Origin of the sequence: Salmonella sp. 741265116_PST, assembly GCF_046567715.1 — a bacterium.
Classification (GTDB): domain Bacteria; phylum Pseudomonadota; class Gammaproteobacteria; order Enterobacterales; family Enterobacteriaceae; genus Salmonella; species Salmonella enterica.
Genome location: NZ_JBKFPH010000013.1, coordinates 102,740 through 118,898 on the forward strand (window position 1 = coordinate 102,740; position 16,159 = coordinate 118,898).

General features: G+C 52.8%; 15 protein-coding genes, 3 pseudogenes and 1 other annotated feature. Of the genes and pseudogenes, 12 read left to right on the forward strand and 6 right to left on the reverse strand.

Annotation, left to right across the window (positions count from 1 at the left end; translation table 11 throughout):
- Positions 1 to 114 precede the first annotated feature (114 nt).
- Positions 115 to 207 (reverse strand): annotated as a pseudogene (locus tag ACLD11_RS11570) (heavy metal-binding domain-containing protein); the annotation flags it as partial.
- Between the two features lie 266 nt (positions 208 to 473).
- Between ACLD11_RS11570 and sopA the strand changes: the two are divergent.
- On the forward strand, positions 474 to 2,822 hold the full coding sequence (gene sopA / locus ACLD11_RS11575) for an SPI-1 type III secretion system effector HECT-type E3 ubiquitin transferase SopA (protein WP_411014930.1): 2,349 nt from the start codon (positions 474 to 476) through the stop codon (positions 2,820 to 2,822).
- Positions 2,823 to 2,951: 129 nt separating this feature from the next.
- Here sopA and ACLD11_RS11580 read toward each other — a convergent pair.
- Positions 2,952 to 3,029, reverse strand: a pseudogene (locus ACLD11_RS11580) (hypothetical protein); the annotation flags it as partial.
- A gap of 135 nt (positions 3,030 to 3,164) precedes the next feature.
- On the opposite strand from ACLD11_RS11580, the gene sbcB reads away from it, so the two are divergent.
- Positions 3,165 to 4,595: an exodeoxyribonuclease I gene (gene sbcB, locus ACLD11_RS11585; RefSeq protein WP_183059550.1), complete on the forward strand. Its 1,431-nt coding sequence runs from the start codon at positions 3,165 to 3,167 to the stop codon at positions 4,593 to 4,595.
- Positions 4,596 to 4,730: 135 nt separating this feature from the next.
- Here sbcB and plaP read toward each other — a convergent pair whose 3' ends face one another.
- The 4 genes from plaP to ACLD11_RS11605 form a co-directional block, all read right to left on the reverse strand.
- Complete coding sequence (gene plaP / locus ACLD11_RS11590) at positions 4,731 to 6,089, reverse strand: putrescine/proton symporter PlaP (RefSeq protein WP_001519005.1); 1,359 nt, start codon at positions 6,087 to 6,089, stop codon at positions 4,731 to 4,733.
- Positions 6,079 to 6,141, reverse strand: a complete 63-nt coding sequence (gene yoeI, locus ACLD11_RS11595; RefSeq protein ID WP_096335044.1) for a membrane protein YoeI — start codon at positions 6,139 to 6,141, stop codon at positions 6,079 to 6,081. Before yoeI ends, plaP begins: the two co-directional genes overlap by 11 nt.
- Before the next feature lie 233 nt (positions 6,142 to 6,374).
- Positions 6,375 to 7,289 carry a LysR family transcriptional regulator gene (locus ACLD11_RS11600; RefSeq protein WP_411012345.1) on the reverse strand — a complete coding sequence of 305 codons (915 nt, stop codon included), beginning with the start codon at positions 7,287 to 7,289 and terminating at the stop codon, positions 6,375 to 6,377.
- Positions 7,290 to 7,334: 45 nt separating this feature from the next.
- The gene (locus tag ACLD11_RS11605; protein WP_000754712.1) at positions 7,335 to 8,159 is read right to left on the reverse strand and encodes an SDR family oxidoreductase; all 825 of its coding nucleotides are present in this window, start codon (positions 8,157 to 8,159) and stop codon (positions 7,335 to 7,337) included.
- A 162-nt stretch (positions 8,160 to 8,321) separates the two neighbouring features.
- Here ACLD11_RS11605 and hisL point away from each other — a divergent pair, with 162 nt between their 5' ends.
- The 10 genes and pseudogenes from hisL to ACLD11_RS11655 all read left to right on the forward strand — a co-directional run.
- The gene (gene hisL / locus ACLD11_RS11610; RefSeq protein ID WP_001364200.1) at positions 8,322 to 8,372 is read left to right on the forward strand and encodes a his operon leader peptide; all 51 of its coding nucleotides are present in this window, start codon (positions 8,322 to 8,324) and stop codon (positions 8,370 to 8,372) included.
- Positions 8,348 to 8,471: a sequence feature (His leader region), on the forward strand. Its footprint overlaps the gene before it by 25 nt.
- A gap of 46 nt (positions 8,472 to 8,517) precedes the next feature.
- Positions 8,518 to 9,417, forward strand: coding sequence for an ATP phosphoribosyltransferase (gene hisG / locus ACLD11_RS11615; protein WP_000886599.1), 900 nt, complete (start codon positions 8,518 to 8,520; stop codon positions 9,415 to 9,417).
- Positions 9,418 to 9,519: 102 nt separating this feature from the next.
- Positions 9,520 to 10,824 (forward strand): histidinol dehydrogenase, encoded by a 1,305-nt coding sequence (hisD, locus tag ACLD11_RS11620; RefSeq protein ID WP_411014931.1) that lies wholly within the window; start codon positions 9,520 to 9,522, stop codon positions 10,822 to 10,824.
- Positions 10,825 to 10,852: 28 nt separating this feature from the next.
- Positions 10,853 to 11,932: a histidinol-phosphate transaminase gene (gene hisC, locus ACLD11_RS11625; protein ID WP_411014932.1), complete on the forward strand. Its 1,080-nt coding sequence runs from the start codon at positions 10,853 to 10,855 to the stop codon at positions 11,930 to 11,932.
- Positions 11,929 to 12,996, forward strand: a complete 1,068-nt coding sequence (hisB, locus tag ACLD11_RS11630; protein ID WP_411014933.1) for a bifunctional histidinol-phosphatase/imidazoleglycerol-phosphate dehydratase HisB — start codon at positions 11,929 to 11,931, stop codon at positions 12,994 to 12,996. The genes hisC and hisB overlap by 4 nt, the downstream gene beginning before the upstream one ends.
- Positions 12,996 to 13,586, forward strand: coding sequence for an imidazole glycerol phosphate synthase subunit HisH (gene hisH / locus ACLD11_RS11635; protein WP_058821202.1), 591 nt, complete (start codon positions 12,996 to 12,998; stop codon positions 13,584 to 13,586). The genes hisB and hisH overlap by 1 nt, the downstream gene beginning before the upstream one ends.
- Complete coding sequence (gene hisA / locus ACLD11_RS11640; protein ID WP_000586406.1) at positions 13,586 to 14,323, forward strand: 1-(5-phosphoribosyl)-5-[(5-phosphoribosylamino)methylideneamino]imidazole-4-carboxamide isomerase; 738 nt, start codon at positions 13,586 to 13,588, stop codon at positions 14,321 to 14,323. Before hisH ends, hisA begins: the two co-directional genes overlap by 1 nt.
- Positions 14,305 to 15,081 carry an imidazole glycerol phosphate synthase subunit HisF gene (gene hisF, locus ACLD11_RS11645; protein WP_411014934.1) on the forward strand — a complete coding sequence of 259 codons (777 nt, stop codon included), beginning with the start codon at positions 14,305 to 14,307 and terminating at the stop codon, positions 15,079 to 15,081. Before hisA ends, hisF begins: the two co-directional genes overlap by 19 nt.
- On the forward strand, positions 15,075 to 15,686 hold the full coding sequence (gene hisIE, locus ACLD11_RS11650) for a bifunctional phosphoribosyl-AMP cyclohydrolase/phosphoribosyl-ATP diphosphatase HisIE (RefSeq protein WP_000954847.1): 612 nt from the start codon (positions 15,075 to 15,077) through the stop codon (positions 15,684 to 15,686). Before hisF ends, hisIE begins: the two co-directional genes overlap by 7 nt.
- A gap of 117 nt (positions 15,687 to 15,803) precedes the next feature.
- A pseudogene (locus ACLD11_RS11655) lies at positions 15,804 to 16,159 on the forward strand (IS4/IS5 family transposase); the annotation flags it as partial.

Genomic DNA, 16,159 nt, shown 5'->3' on the forward strand with positions numbered 1-16,159 from the left:
GAACACGCACATGGACTGTCATTGAATAATCAGCAGAATTACCAAACAACCCGCTGTTAATTATAAAAATGATACAATTCCAATAACACGTAATAATATTTAAAAGAAAACGATTATTTCCTGAAAAGCGATTTCACGCGCTTTACGCAGTTCTTTCTCATACGCGCCGGAACGTCCGCCGACGATATCCCGAATGCCGGCGAAAAACGCTGGTTGAGCATCGAAGCGGGTTTACTTTTGCGTGCACACGGGCTTCGTTACCCGACCCGCTCTCTTATGCCTGGATTTTTCCGCAGATACGTCAGCGTCCCACAATACGGTGACATGATGACAGGATGGACACTTTCTGAAAGAAACCTGCCAGATAACATGGTGAATTGTGATCTCCATCGCCATACCGACATATGAAGATTACTTTTAAGGCGTTAAAAATCCAGACCGTTTTTCCATAATGATGTTGATAAGGAATTCTAATGAAGATATCATCAGGCGCAATTAATTTTTCTACTATTCCTAACCAGGTTAAAAAATTAATTACCTCTATTCGTGAACATACGAAAAACGGGCTCGCCTCAAAAATAACCAGTGTTAAAAACACGCATACATCTTTAAATGAAAAATTTAAAACAGGAAAGGACTCACCGATTGAGTTCGCGTTACCACAAAAAATAAAAGACTTCTTTCAGCCGAAAGATAAAAACACCTTAAACAAAACATTGATTACTGTTAAAAATATTAAAGATACAAATAATGCAGGTAAGAAAAATATTTCAGCAGAAGATGTCTCAAAAATGAATGCAGCATTCATGCGTAAGCATATTGCAAATCAAACATGTGATTATAATTACAGAATGACAGGTGCGGCCCCGCTCCCCGGTGGAGTCTCTGTATCAGCCAATAACAGGCCCACGGTTTCTGAAGGTAGAACACCACCAGTATCCCCCTCCCTCTCACTTCAGGCTACGTCTTCCCCGTCATCACCTGCCGACTGGGCTAAGAAACTCACGGATGCAGTTTTACGACAGAAAGCCGGAGAAACCCTTACGGCCGCAGATCGCGATTTTTCAAACGCAGATTTCCGTAATATTACATTCAGCAAAATATTGCCCCCCAGCTTCATGGAGCGAGACGGCGATATTATTAAGGGGTTCAACTTTTCAAATTCAAAATTTACTTATTCTGATATATCTCATTTACATTTTGACGAATGCCGATTCACTTATTCGACACTGAGTGATGTAGTCTGCAGTAATACGAAATTTAGTAATTCAGACATGAATGAAGTGTTTTTACAGTATTCAATTACTACACAACAACAGCCCTCTTTTATTGATACAACATTAAAAAATACGCTTATACGTCACAAAGCCAACCTCTCTGGCGTTATTTTAAATGAACCGGATAATTCATCACCTCCGTCAGTGTCAGGGGGCGGAAATTTTATTCGTCTAGGTGATATCTGGCTGCAAATGCCACTCCTTTGGACTGAGAACGCTGTGGATGGATTTTTAAATCATGAGCACAATAATGGTAAAAGTATTCTGATGACCATTGACAGCCTGCCCGATAAATACAGTCAGGAAAAAGTCCGGGCAATGGAAGACCTGGTTAAGTCATTGCGGGGTGGCCGCTTAACAGAGGCATGTATCCGGCCAGTTGAAAGTTCGCTGGTAAGCGTACTGGCCCACCCCCCCTATACGCAAAGTGCGCTTATCAGCGAGTGGCTCGGGCCTGTTCAGGAACGTTTTTTTGCCCACCAGTGCCAGACCTATAATGACGTTCCCCTGCCGGCTCCTGACACATATTATCAGCAGCGCATACTGCCTGTGTTGCTGGATTCGTTTGACAGGAACAGCGCCGCCATGACCACTCACAGCGGACTCTTTAATCAGGTGATTTTACACTGTATGACAGGCGTGGACTGCACTGATGGCACCCGCCAGAAAGCTGCAGCGCTTTATGAACAGTATCTTGCTCACCCGGCGGTGTCTCCCCACATCCATAATGGGCTCTTCGGCAATTATGACGGCAGCCCGGACTGGACAACCCGCGCTGCAGATAATTTCCTGCTGCTTTCCTCCCAAGATTCAGACACGGCGATGATGCTCTCCACTGACACGCTGTTAACAATGCTAAACCCTACTCCTGACACTGCATGGGACAACTTTTACCTGCTGCGAGCCGGAGAGAACGTTTCCACCGCGCAAATCTCTCCGGTAGAGTTATTCCGTCATGACTTTCCGGTGTTTCTCGCCGCATTTAATCAGCAGGCCACGCAGCGACGCTTTGGGGAGCTGATTGATATCATCCTCAGCACTGAAGAGCACGGGGAGCTGAACCAGCAGTTTATTGCCGCCACGAACCAGAAACATTCCACCGTGAAGTTGATTGATGATGCCTCAGTGTCGCGTCTGGCCACCATTTTTGACCCCTTGCTTCCTGAAGGCAAACTCAGCCCGGCACACTACCAGCACATTCTCAGTGCTTATCACCTGACGGACGCCACCCCACAGAAGCAGGCGGAAACCCTGTTCTGTCTCAGTACCGCATTCGCACGCTATTCCTCCAGCGCCATTTTCGGCACTGAGCATGACTCTCCGCCGGCCCTGAGAGGCTATGCGGAGGCGCTGATGCAGAAAGCCTGGGAGCTGTCTCCGGCGATATTCCCATCCAGCGAACAATTTACCGAGTGGTCCGACCGTTTTCACGGCCTCCATGGCGCCTTTACCTGTACCAGCGTTGTGGCGGATAGTATGCAACGTCATGCCAGAAAATATTTCCCGAGTGTTCTGTCATCCATCCTGCCACTGGCCTGGGCGTAGTCCAGCCTCAACCCGCATGGAATTAAGGGACACAGCGTTGTGTCCCTCTGTACATAGACCCGTTTTAGTCCATGCATTTTTTGAGATCCCGGCCAGATTGACCCTGGCCTAAATTCCATACAGTACTAAATCAGAATCAGTAATTTCAGATGGACCGGAATATGGTTTACCATAGAGGGAGCGCAGCTTAGTGTCGCTGATGATCATTTTAGTATTTTGTACTCACCATCGCATGTACGAACATTAGCAACAATATCAATTGGTGTACAAATACAATCAATCAACGACAAAATAAAAGAATAAAATATTTCATATACAGATAACATCAGGCGTGTACATCAAGTGACAGTTAAAAACGACAGCATACAGAGCACATTCCTCTTCCACGATTACGAAACCTTCGGCACGCATCCGGCCCTCGACAGACCTGCGCAATTCGCCGCGCTCCGTACGGATAACGACTTCAACGTTATTGGCGAGCCGGAGGTGTTTTATTGCAAACCCGCCGATGATTATCTACCGCAGCCCGGCGCGGTGCTGATTACCGGCATCACGCCGCAGGAAGCGCGTGAGAAAGGAGAAAACGAAGCCGCTTTCGCCAGACGCATTCATGCGCTGTTTACCGTTCCTAAAACCTGCGTTGTGGGCTACAACAATGTGCGCTTTGATGATGAAGTCACGCGCAATATTTTTTATCGCAACTTTTACGATCCCTATGCCTGGAGCTGGCAGCATGATAATTCACGTTGGGATCTATTGGATGTCATGCGCGCCTGTTATGCGCTGCGCCCGGAGGGAATTAACTGGCCGGAAAACGACGACGGCCTGCCCAGCTTTCGTCTGGAACATTTAACCCAGGCGAACGGGATCGAACACAGCAACGCGCATGATGCGATGGCGGATGTCTACGCCACTATTGCGATGGCGCAACTGGTGAAAACACGCCAGCCGCGGCTGTTTGATTATCTTTATAGCCACCGCAGTAAACATAAACTGGCGGCGCTGATTGACGTTCCGCAAATGAAACCGCTGGTGCATGTCTCCGGCATGTTTGGCGCATGGCGCGGTAATACAAGCTGGGTCGCGCCGCTAGCGTGGCATCCTGAAAACCGTAACGCGGTGATCATGGTCGATTTAGCAGGCGATATTTCTCCTCTTCTTGAGCTGGACAGCGACACCCTTCGCGAGCGGCTTTATACGGCCAAAGCCGATCTTGGCGATCACGCCGCAGTGCCGGTAAAGCTGGTGCATATCAATAAATGTCCGGTACTGGCGCAGGCGAATACCTTGCGCCCGGAGGATGCCGACCGGCTGGGAATTAACCGCCAGCACTGCCTGGATAACCTGAAAGTGCTGCGTGAAAACCCGCAGGTCCGCGACAAAGTGGTGGCGATTTTTGCCGAAGCCGAACCTTTTGCCGCCTCGGATAACGTTGATGCCCAGCTCTATGATGGTTTTTTCAGCGATGCCGATCGCGCAGCCATGAAAATCGTACTCGAAACCGAGCCGCGTAACCTGCCCGCGCTGGACATTACCTTTGTCGATAAGCGCATTGAGAAGCTGCTGTTTAATTACCGCGCACGCAATTTTCCCGGTACGCTGGATGACGCAGAGCAGCAGCGCTGGCTGGCGCATCGCCGTCAGGTGCTGACGCCGGAGTTTTTACAACAGTATGCCAATGAATTGCAGATGCTTTCTCAGCAGTATGCGGAAGATAAAACGAAGCTGGGGCTGCTGAAATCACTGTGGCAGTACGCAACTGAGATTGTGTAATTGACCAATGCCTGACGGGCATTGTTAATCCAGAGCGGATAAAGAGTGACGTCGCCATCCGGCAAGCGTGCTGGATGGCAGACAAAAAACCGGAGGCACTGCCTCCGGTTTTACTATTGCCGATAATACGCGCGATTACGCGACGTCTTCGTACTGTGGAACCGGGTTACGGAAGCTTTTAGTTACGCACGCCAGATAAATCAGCCCGATACCTGCCCAGATCAAGCCCAGTACCATTGAGCTCTCTTCCAGGTTAACCCACAACGCACCAACCGTAAGCGCGCCGCACATCGGCAGGAACAGATACTGGAAGTGATCTTTCAACGTTTTATTACGCTTCTCACGGATCCAGAACTGCGAAATCACCGACAGGTTAACGAAGGTAAACGCGACCAGCGCGCCAAAGTTAATCAGCGCCGTCGCCATCACCAGGTCAAAATTAATCGCCAGCAGCGCGATCGCCCCGACCAGGATGATGTTCATCGCTGGCGTACGCCATTTCGGATGAACGTAACCGAAGAAGCTTTTCGGGAATACGCCGTCGCGCCCCATCACGTACATCAGGCGCGCTACGCCTGCATGCGCCGCCATACCGGAAGCCAGTACGGTGATAGTAGAGAAGATCAGCGCGCCAACCTGGAAGGTTTTACCCGCCACGTACAGCATGATTTCCGGCTGAGACGCATCCGGATCTTTAAAGCGAGAGATATCCGGGAAGTACAATTGCAGGAAATAGGTTGCAAAGATGAAGATCAGGCCGCCAATCAGCGCGGTCAAGAAAATCGCACGCGGGATCACGCGCTCAGCATCTTTGGTCTCTTCCGACAGGTTACTGATGCCGTCAAAGCCGGTAAAGGAGAAGCACAGGATCGTCGCTCCCGTAATCATCGGGATAACGTGCGCATCGCCGGACCAGAACGGACGGGTGCTCGCCAGCGTACCGGCGCCTTCGCCTTCAAATACGCCATAAACCACCATGCCCAGAATGACCGCAATCAGCACCACCTGTAGCACTACAATCACGGTGTTGAAGTTAGCGACCGATTTGAGGCTGCGCAGGTTAAAGGCCGTCATAAAGGCCACCAGCGCCACGACAAACACCCATGACGGAATGGAGGGCACCAGCGCTTCAAAATAAATTTTCGCCAACAGAATGTTGATCATCGGCGCGAACAGATAATCGAGCAGAGAAGACCAACCCACCATAAAGCCAACGGTCGGGCTGATGGATTTCTGGGCATAGGTGTACGCCGAACCCGCGGAAGGATAGCGACGCACCAGTTTCCCGTAGCTCAACGCCGTAAACAGAATCGCGATTAACGCGAATGCATACGCCGTCGGTACGTGACCGTCAGTGAGGCCTGAAACGATACCAAATGTATCGAACAGCGTCATCGGCTGCATATAGGCAAGACCCATCATTACAACCGGAACTAACGTAAGCGTTTTACGTAATTCCACGCGAGAGGTGTTTGGAGTAACGTTATGCGACATGGTCATTCTCCTTTACGGCGAATGCCGTCGCGTAAGCAAAAAATTGCCCCATTTTCTGGATTCCTCAGCGACAACAACTGTCGATTTTTAAGTAAGTATCTATCCGGTACGAAGCCCGGCCTCTTGGTATTGAATGATGTGTTTGAAGCAAAAAAATAACCGACGCGTATTAAAACGTCGGTTAGTGTCATTTTTTGCAAGCGGCGTATTCTGCCCTAAATTGAAGTGAAATGACAAGAGAATGCGAGCGCGTTCAAAAAATTATTTTTCATAAGCGATTGATTTTTAAACCGGCGATTTTGCATACACCCCAGCAATAGCATTATTTGCTAAAATTTCATCCCGCCACCAGCCGCTGGCCAGCCCGGCGGTCTGTACATTCCAGCCAACCCACACCGGTTCATAGGCGATTTGCGCCACAACTTTCTTCTCTATAAGCGCGCCGCTTTCCAAAAATCGCTGCGCCAGATAACGCGGTAAATAGCCGCACCCCAGTCCGCTAATTTGCAGCTCCAGCTTGGTTTTAAAATCAAACACGGTAATCGCTTCCTGAGCGTCGAGCAGTTCAGACCCTATTGATCGCGAGGAATGGACGCTATCGCCAACCACAATCGCGCGAAAACGTTTGATCGTCTGGCGGCTAAGCGGTTCCTCTTCATGAACCAGCGGATGATGCGGGGCGACAGCAAACACCAGTTCAAGATCGCCCAGTCTTGCAAAGCCAAAGCCGGTGTCAGGCGGCGGCGCGCGCATGGCGCCAACAATAATATCCGCCCTTCCCTGCGTCAGCGTCTCCCATGAACCGCCGAGAACGCCATTGACAAATTTAAGGCGCGTCACGCTGTGGCGTTGATAAAAAGCGTCGATAAGCGGGGCCAGAAGAGAAAAGGGAAAGGTATCATCCACACCGATGACCAGTTCGTTCTCCCAGCCTTCATGCAGTTTAATCGCCTGCTTTTCCAGCTCGCGAACGGTGTGCAGCACTTCACGGCCTTTTTCCAGTAGCATTTTACCGGTTCGCGTAAATCGCGCGCGATGCCCGCTACGGTCGAGCAGTTGGATATTAAGATCGTTTTCCAGCTTATGAACGGTATAACTGAGGGCGGACGGCGTTTTAAATAATTTTGCCGACGCCGCCGCGAAGCTGCCTTCTTTTTCTAACGCATCAAGAATAATCAGAACGTCCAGCAGTGGTTTCATACTCGTCCCCTTGCGCTATATGGCGACCACCTGCTGGACAGCGACTCACTCCATCGGCATCACCAGCGGATCGGGATATTGATATTCAAATCCCAGCTCATTACAAATCCGGCTACCGTCGATAATCTTCCCTTTGCCGTTGTCCGGTGCGTCACGAAAATGCGGCGGCGCCATTCCCAGCAAGCGCGTCATTTGCGGATAAAACACGTTGCGGGCTGGATGCGCCGGCGCACATATATTATAGATGTGCCCTCCTTTCGGCGCCTGTAACAAGAGGGTAATTGCGCCAACCACGTCTTCAAGATGCACCAGATTGACCCCGTGTTGACCATCCGGCGCGGTTTTTCCGGCAAAGAAACGTCCGGGATGGCGCCCAGGCCCGACCAACCCCGCCAGCCGCAGAATATCCACTGACGTGCCCGGCAGATTATGCAGCCAATCTTCCAGTTCCTTCAGGGTACGCCCGCTGGCCGTGACCGGATTACGCGGCGTATTCTCTTTCACCACGCCTTGCGCATCGCCGTAAACAGACGTCGAACTGGTAAAAATAATACGCGGGATACGATAAGCCAGCGCGCTGTCGACCAGCTCCTGCATCGCCTGCAGATAAAAATCCTCTCCCGGACCGCTACGGCGCGCGGGCAGTGTTATCACCAGCGCATCGACATCCAGCAGAGCGTCAAGATCGTCCGCCTCACAGACCAGCTCCGGCTCCAGACGCAGCGGATAGCTTTCAATTCCACTCATACGGGCCGCTTCCACCCCGTCAAGGGTGGTTTTGCTGCCGGTAACCTGCCAGCCTCTCGCTGCCAGCGACATTGCCAGCGGCATGCCTAACCAACCTAAACCGACAATTGCGACCTTTTTCATCCATTTTCTCCTGACTTTAACGCCTCATACATAAGGCTACGCCAGCCCGCCGTGACTGACAATTCATACTATAAATGCGAAATGAAAAAAGCGCTTGCTTTAAGGCGTAAAAGTGGTTTAGGTTAAAAGGTATCAAATGAATAAGCATTCATCGGAATTTTTATGACACGCGTTCAATTTAAACACCACCATCATCACCATCATCCTGACTAGTCTTTCAGGCGATGTGTGCTGGAAGACATTCAGATCTTCCAGTGGTGCATGAACGCATGAGAAAGCCCCCGGAAGATCATCTTCCGGGGGCTTTTTTTTGGCGCGCGATACAGACCGGTTCAGACAGGATAAAGAGGAACGCAGAATGTTAGACAACACCCGCTTACGCATAGCTATTCAGAAATCAGGCCGTTTAAGCGATGATTCACGAGAATTGCTGGCCCGCTGCGGCATAAAGATTAATTTACACACTCAGCGCCTGATTGCGATGGCGGAAAACATGCCGATTGATATCCTGCGCGTGCGTGATGATGACATTCCGGGTCTGGTGATGGATGGCGTGGTCGATCTCGGCATTATCGGCGAGAACGTGCTGGAAGAAGAGCTACTCAATCGCCGCGCGCAGGGCGAAGATCCGCGCTATTTTACCCTGCGCCGTCTTGACTTCGGCGGCTGCCGTTTATCGCTGGCAACGCCGGTTGACGAAGCCTGGGACGGCCCGGCGGCGCTGGACGGTAAACGTATCGCTACCTCTTATCCGCACCTCCTCAAACGCTACCTCGACCAGAAAGGCGTCTCTTTTAAATCGTGTCTGTTAAATGGTTCTGTCGAAGTCGCGCCGCGCGCGGGGCTGGCCGACGCTATCTGCGATTTGGTCTCTACCGGCGCGACGCTTGAAGCTAACGGCCTGCGTGAAGTCGAAGTTATCTACCGCTCTAAAGCCTGTCTGATTCAGCGCGACGGTGAGATGGCACAGAGCAAGCAAGAGCTGATCGATAAATTGCTGACCCGTATTCAGGGCGTGATTCAGGCGCGCGAATCGAAATACATCATGATGCACGCGCCAAGTGAACGCCTGGAAGAGGTTATCGCCCTGCTGCCAGGCGCCGAAAGGCCGACAATTCTGCCGCTGGCAGGCGAGCAACAGCGCGTGGCGATGCACATGGTCAGCAGCGAAACGTTGTTCTGGGAAACCATGGAGAAACTGAAAGCGCTTGGCGCCAGCTCGATTCTGGTACTGCCGATCGAGAAGATGATGGAGTGATCTGACGCCTGATGGCGCTGCGCTTATCAGGCCTACGTAATGCGTTGATATTTTGGGTTCTGTAGGCCGGATAAGGCGGAACCCTGTGATGGAGTAAAGACCATGAGCTTCAATACCCTGATTGACTGGAACAGCTGTAGCCCTGAGCAGCAGCGTGCGCTGCTGACGCGTCCGGCGATTTCCGCCTCTGACAGTATTACCCGGACGGTCAGCGATATTCTGGATAATGTAAAAACGCGTGGTGACGATGCCCTGCGTGAATACAGCGCTAAATTTGATAAAACAGAAGTGACAGCGCTACGCGTCACCCCTGAAGAGATCGCCGCCGCTGGCGCGCGCCTGAGCGACGAATTAAAACAGGCGATGGCCGCTGCCGTCAAAAATATTGAAACGTTCCATTCCGCGCAGACGCTACCGCCAGTAGATGTGGAAACCCAGCCAGGCGTGCGTTGTCAGCAGGTTACGCGTCCCGTCGCGTCTGTCGGTCTGTATATTCCCGGCGGCTCGGCTCCGCTCTTCTCAACGGTGCTGATGCTGGCGACGCCGGCGCGCATTGCGGGATGTCAGAACGTGGTTCTGTGCTCGCCGCCGCCCATCGCTGATGAAATCCTCTATGCGGCGCAACTGTGTGGCGTGCAGGAAATCTTTAACGTCGGCGGCGCGCAGGCGATTGCCGCTCTGGCCTTCGGCAGCGAGTCCGTACCGAAAGTGGATAAAATTTTTGGCCCCGGCAACGCCTTTGTAACCGAAGCCAAGCGTCAGGTCAGCCAACGCCTCGACGGCGCGGCTATCGATATGCCAGCCGGGCCGTCTGAAGTACTGGTGATTGCCGACAGCGGCGCAACACCGGATTTCGTCGCGTCTGACCTGCTTTCCCAGGCAGAACACGGTCCGGATTCCCAGGTGATCCTGCTGACGCCTGATGCTGACATTGCCCGCAAGGTGGCGGAGGCGGTAGAACGTCAACTGGCGGATCTGCCGCGCGCGGACACCGCCCGTCAGGCCCTGAGCGCCAGTCGCCTGATTGTGACCAAAGATTTAGCACAGTGCGTCGCCATCTCTAATCAGTATGGGCCGGAACACTTAATCATCCAGACGCGCAATGCGCGCGATTTGGTGGATGCGATTACCAGCGCAGGCTCGGTATTTCTCGGCGACTGGTCGCCGGAATCCGCCGGTGATTACGCTTCCGGAACCAACCATGTTTTACCGACCTATGGCTATACTGCTACCTGTTCCAGCCTTGGGTTAGCGGATTTCCAGAAACGGATGACCGTTCAGGAACTGTCGAAAGCGGGCTTTTCCGCTCTGGCATCAACCATTGAAACATTGGCGGCGGCAGAACGTCTGACTGCCCATAAAAATGCCGTGACCCTGCGCGTAAACGCCCTCAAGGAGCAAGCATGAGCACTGAAAACACTCTCAAGGAGCAAGCATGAGCACTGAAAACACTCTCAGCGTCGCTGACTTAGCCCGTGAAAATGTCCGCAACCTGGTACCGTATCAGTCTGCCCGCCGTCTGGGCGGTAACGGCGATGTCTGGCTGAACGCGAATGAATTCCCGACAGCGGTGGAGTTTCAGCTCACCCAACAAACGCTTAACCGCTACCCGGAATGCCAGCCAAAGGCCGTGATTGAAACCTACGCGCAATATGCTGGCGTAAAGCCGGAGCAAGTGCTGGTCAGCCGCGGCGCGGATGAAGGGATCGAGCTGGTGATCCGCGCCTTCTGTGAACCGGGGAAAGACGCCATTCTCTACTGTCCGCCCACTTACGGTATGTACAGCGTCAGCGCCGAAACCATTGGCGTAGAGCGCCGGATGGTTCCCGCGCTTGAAAACTGGCAGCTGGATCTACAGGGGATTTCCGACAACCTTGACGGCACAAAAGTGGTGTTCGTTTGTAGCCCCAATAATCCTACCGGGCAACTTATCAACCCGCAGGATCTGCGCACACTGCTGGAGTTGACACGCGGTAAAGCGATAGTCGTCGCCGACGAAGCTTATATTGAGTTTTGCCCACAGGCCACGCTGACAGGCTGGCTGGTTGAATATCCTCATCTGGTTATCCTGCGCACATTGTCGAAAGCTTTTGCGCTGGCGGGTCTGCGCTGCGGCTTTACGCTGGCTAATGAAGAGGTGATCAACCTGCTGTTAAAAGTGATCGCCCCTTATCCGCTTTCTACGCCAGTGGCGGATATCGCCGCCCAGGCGCTGAGTCCGCAGGGAATAAACGCAATGCGCGATCGCGTGGCGCAGACAGTGCAGGAACGTCAGTATCTGGTGAATGCCCTGCAACAGACCGCCTGCGTAGAACACGTCTTTGACTCTGAAACCAACTATATTCTGGCGCGGTTTACCGCCTCCAGCAGCGTGTTTAAATCCTTATGGGATCAGGGCATTATCTTACGCGATCAGAATAAACAACCTTCTTTAAGCGGCTGCCTGCGGATTACGGTCGGCACCCGCCAGGAAAACCAGCGCGTCATTGACGCCTTACGTGCGGAGCCAGTATGAGTCAGAAGTATCTTTTCATTGACCGGGACGGAACCTTAATTTCCGAACCGCCGAGCGATTTTCAGGTAGACCGCTTTGATAAACTGGCCTTTGAGCCAGAGGTGATTCCCGTATTGCTGAAGCTGCAAAAAGCCGGTTTTAAGCTGGTGATGATCACTAACCAGGATGGACTTGGCACGCAAAGCTTCCCGCAGGCGGACTTCGACGGACCGCACAACCTGATGATGCAGATTTTCACCTCTCAGGGCGTATGCTTTGATGAGGTGCTGATCTGCCCTCACCTGCCCGCAGACGACTGCGACTGCCGTAAGCCCAAAGTGAAGCTGGTGGAGCGTTATCTTGCGGAACAAGCGATGGATAGCGCCAACAGCTATGTGATTGGCGATCGTCCGACCGATATCCAGCTCGCTGATAATATGGGTATTACTGGTTTACGCTATCACCGTGAAACGCTGAACTGGACGATGATTGGCGAACAGCTAACGAAACGCGATCGTTATGCGCATGTGGTCCGCAACACCAAAGAAACACAGATTGATGTCAGTGTCTGGCTGGATCGCGAAGGCAACAGCAAGATTAATACCGGCGTCGGCTTCTTTGACCATATGCTCGATCAAATCGCCACCCACGGCGGCTTTCGCATGGAGATTACCGTTAAGGGCGATCTTTATATCGACGATCACCACACGGTAGAAGATACCGGACTGGCGCTCGGTGAGGCATTAAAACTGGCACTCGGCGACAAGCGCGGTATCTGCCGTTTTGGCTTTGTACTGCCGATGGATGAATGTCTGGCGCGCTGCGCGCTGGATATTTCCGGTCGTCCGCATCTGGAATATAAAGCTGAATTTACCTACCAGCGTGTGGGCGATTTGAGCACAGAGATGATTGAACACTTTTTCCGCTCACTCTCTTACACGATGGGCGTCACTCTGCATCTCAAGACTAAGGGTAAGAACGATCACCACCGTGTCGAAAGTTTGTTTAAAGCCTTTGGTCGGACGCTACGCCAGGCTATTCGCGTGGAGGGCGATACATTACCGTCCTCAAAAGGAGTGCTGTGATGAACGTCGTCATCCTTGACACCGGTTGCGCCAATTTAAGCTCGGTAAAATCCGCCGTGGCGCGCCACGGTTACACCCCGGTGGTCAGCCGCGAAGCGGAAATCGTATTACGCGCTGACAAACTCTTTCTGCCCGGCGTCGGCACGGCGCAGGCCGCTATGGATCAACTGCGCGAACGTGAACTGATCGACTTAATTAAAGCGTGTACTCAGCCGGTACTGGGTATCTGCTTAGGGATGCAACTGCTGGGTCGTCGCAGCGAAGAGACGCGCGGCGTGGATCTGCTGAACATTATCGAACAAGACGTGCCGAAAATGACCGACTTTGGTCTGCCGCTGCCGCACATGGGCTGGAATCGCGTGTATCCGCAGGCGGGCAACCGGCTGTTTCAGGGCATTGAAGATGGCGCCTATTTTTACTTTGTTCACAGCTACGCGATGCCGGTCAACCCGTGGACTATCGCCCAGTGCAATTACGGCGAGCCATTCACCGCGGCGGTACAGAAAGATAATTTCTTCGGCGTACAGTTCCACCCGGAACGTTCGGGCACGGCGGGCGCACAGTTGCTGAAAAACTTCCTGGAGATGTAATGATTATTCCGGCATTAGATTTAATTGACGGCACCGTGGTGCGTCTCCACCAGGGTGACTACGCCCGGCAGCGGGATTACGGTAACGATCCCCTGCCCCGTTTGCAGGATTACGCCGCCCAGGGCGCCGGGGTGCTGCATCTGGTAGATCTGACCGGCGCTAAAGATCCGGCGAAGCGGCAGATACCGTTGATTAAAACCCTGGTCGCGGGCGTGAACGTGCCTGTTCAGGTCGGCGGCGGCGTGCGTACCGAAGAAGACGTTGCGGCGTTACTGAAAGCTGGCGTTGCCCGTGTGGTCATCGGTTCAACGGCGGTGAAATCCCCTGACGTGGTGAAAGGCTGGTTTGAACGTTTTGGCGCGCAGGCGCTGGTGCTGGCGCTGGACGTTCGCATAGACGAACACGGCAACAAGCAGGTGGCGGTTAGCGGCTGGCAGGAAAATTCCGGCGTCTCGCTGGAACAACTGGTGGAGACCTATCTCCCCGTCGGCCTGAAACATGTACTGTGTACCGATATTTCTCGCGACGGCACGCTGGCGGGCTCTAACGTTTCGCTGTACGAAGAGGTATGCGCCAGATATCCGCAGATCGCCTTTCAATCCTCCGGCGGTATTGGCGATATCGATGATATTGCCGCCCTGCGCGGCACCGGCGTGCGCGGCGTGATTGTCGGACGCGCTCTGCTGGAAGGGAAATTTACCGTTAAGGAGGCCATCCAATGCTGGCAAAACGTATAATTCCGTGTCTGGATGTTCGTGATGGTCAGGTGGTAAAAGGCGTACAGTTTCGCAACCATGAGATCATTGGCGATATCGTTCCGCTAGCCAAACGCTATGCCGACGAAGGCGCGGACGAACTGGTGTTCTATGACATTACCGCCTCCAGCGATGGTCGCGTAGTCGATAAAAGCTGGGTGGCGCGCGTTGCCGAGGTGATCGACATTCCGTTTTGCGTAGCGGGCGGTATCAGGTCAATTGACGACGCCGCCAAAATTCTTTCTTTCGGGGCAGATAAGATCTCTATCAACTCCCCGGCGCTGGCTGACCCAACGCTGATTACCCGTCTGGCTGACCGTTTTGGCGTACAGTGCATTGTCGTCGGGATTGATACCTGGTTTGACGATGCCACGGGGAAATACCATGTTAACCAGTATACCGGCGATGAAAACCGTACCCGCGTGACGCAGTGGGAGACGCTGGATTGGGTGCAAGAGGTACAACAGCGCGGCGCGGGGGAAATCGTCCTGAATATGATGAACCAGGACGGCGTGCGTAACGGTTACGATCTGACGCAGTTGAAAAAAGTCCGTGACGTTTGCCGCGTGCCGCTGATCGCCTCCGGCGGCGCGGGCACGATGGAACACTTTCTTGAGGCATTCCGTGATGCCGATGTCGACGGCGCGCTTGCCGCCTCCGTTTTTCACAAGCAAATCATCAATATTGGCGAATTAAAAGCGTACCTGGCAGACCAGGGCATGGAGATCAGGATATGTTAACAGAGCAACAACGCCGCGAGCTGGACTGGGAAAAAACCGATGGCCTGATGCCAGCCATCGTGCAACATGCGGTATCCGGCGAAGTATTGATGCTGGGCTATATGAACCCACAAGCGCTGGACAAAACCATTGAATCCGGCCATGTTACGTTCTTCTCACGCACGAAACAGCGTTTATGGACCAAAGGCGAAACCTCAGGCCATGTGCTGAATGTCGTCAGCATTGCGCCGGATTGCGACAACGATACACTGCTGGTGCTGGCAAATCCTGTCGGGCCGACCTGCCACAAAGGTACCAGTAGCTGCTTTGGCGACGCCAGCCATCAGTGGTTATTTCTGTATCAACTGGAACAACTGCTGGCAGAGCGCAAAACCGCCGATCCAGCCAGTTCTTACACGGCGAAACTGTACGCCAGCGGTACTAAACGTATTGCGCAAAAAGTTGGCGAAGAAGGTGTGGAAACTGCGCTGGCGGCCACCGTTAACGATCGTGTTGAGCTGACCAATGAAGCGTCTGATTTGATGTACCACCTGCTGGTGCTGTTGCAGGATCAGGATCTCAACCTCACCACCGTGATCGACAATCTTCGTAAGCGTCATCAATAAGCGTAAAAAAAACCGGGCATTGCCCTGAGGGATCCCCAGTAATGGGCGGGTAAAAAAGGACGGGCATAGAGTTTTGTGATCTACTGGTTGTGCTAACAATTCAGGGAGACCACCTCTATGCCCGTTCGTTCATTATGCCAGAAGTTTTTCCGTGATGCTCTGGCCCCATTTCATCAGTACCGCCAGCGTGCCATCCTTGACGCCACTGCTGCGCTCAGTCGGGGCGCATCCCTCACCCTTACCAGCATTGGACGCTATTTGCCCGGTAATGCTCAGGTTAAAAACAAGATTAAGCGCATTGACCGTCTGCTGGGTAATGATGCTTTGCACCGCGATATTCCTGCTATTTTTCATAACATTACCCGACTTCTGACCCGTGACCTTACATTGTGCGTCATTGCCGTTGACTGGAGTGGCTATCCCTCTCAGGCATTCCACGTTCTCCGTGCCAGCCTGGTTTGCGACGGGCGTTC

Coding starts and splice junctions, on each gene's coding strand:
- sopA (WP_411014930.1), top strand. CDS start 474: ATGAAGATATCATCAGGCGCAATTAATTTTTCTACTATTCCTAACCAG.
- plaP (WP_001519005.1), bottom strand. CDS start 6,089: ATGTCGCATAACGTTACTCCAAACACCTCTCGCGTGGAATTACGTAAA.
- ACLD11_RS11600 (WP_411012345.1), bottom strand. CDS start 7,289: ATGAAACCACTGCTGGACGTTCTGATTATTCTTGATGCGTTAGAAAAA.
- ACLD11_RS11605 (WP_000754712.1), bottom strand. CDS start 8,159: ATGAAAAAGGTCGCAATTGTCGGTTTAGGTTGGTTAGGCATGCCGCTG.
- hisG (WP_000886599.1), top strand. CDS start 8,518: ATGTTAGACAACACCCGCTTACGCATAGCTATTCAGAAATCAGGCCGT.
- hisD (WP_411014931.1), top strand. CDS start 9,520: ATGAGCTTCAATACCCTGATTGACTGGAACAGCTGTAGCCCTGAGCAG.
- hisC (WP_411014932.1), top strand. CDS start 10,853: ATGAGCACTGAAAACACTCTCAGCGTCGCTGACTTAGCCCGTGAAAAT.
- hisB (WP_411014933.1), top strand. CDS start 11,929: ATGAGTCAGAAGTATCTTTTCATTGACCGGGACGGAACCTTAATTTCC.
- hisH (WP_058821202.1), top strand. CDS start 12,996: ATGAACGTCGTCATCCTTGACACCGGTTGCGCCAATTTAAGCTCGGTA.
- hisA (WP_000586406.1), top strand. CDS start 13,586: ATGATTATTCCGGCATTAGATTTAATTGACGGCACCGTGGTGCGTCTC.
- hisF (WP_411014934.1), top strand. CDS start 14,305: ATGCTGGCAAAACGTATAATTCCGTGTCTGGATGTTCGTGATGGTCAG.
- hisIE (WP_000954847.1), top strand. CDS start 15,075: ATGTTAACAGAGCAACAACGCCGCGAGCTGGACTGGGAAAAAACCGAT.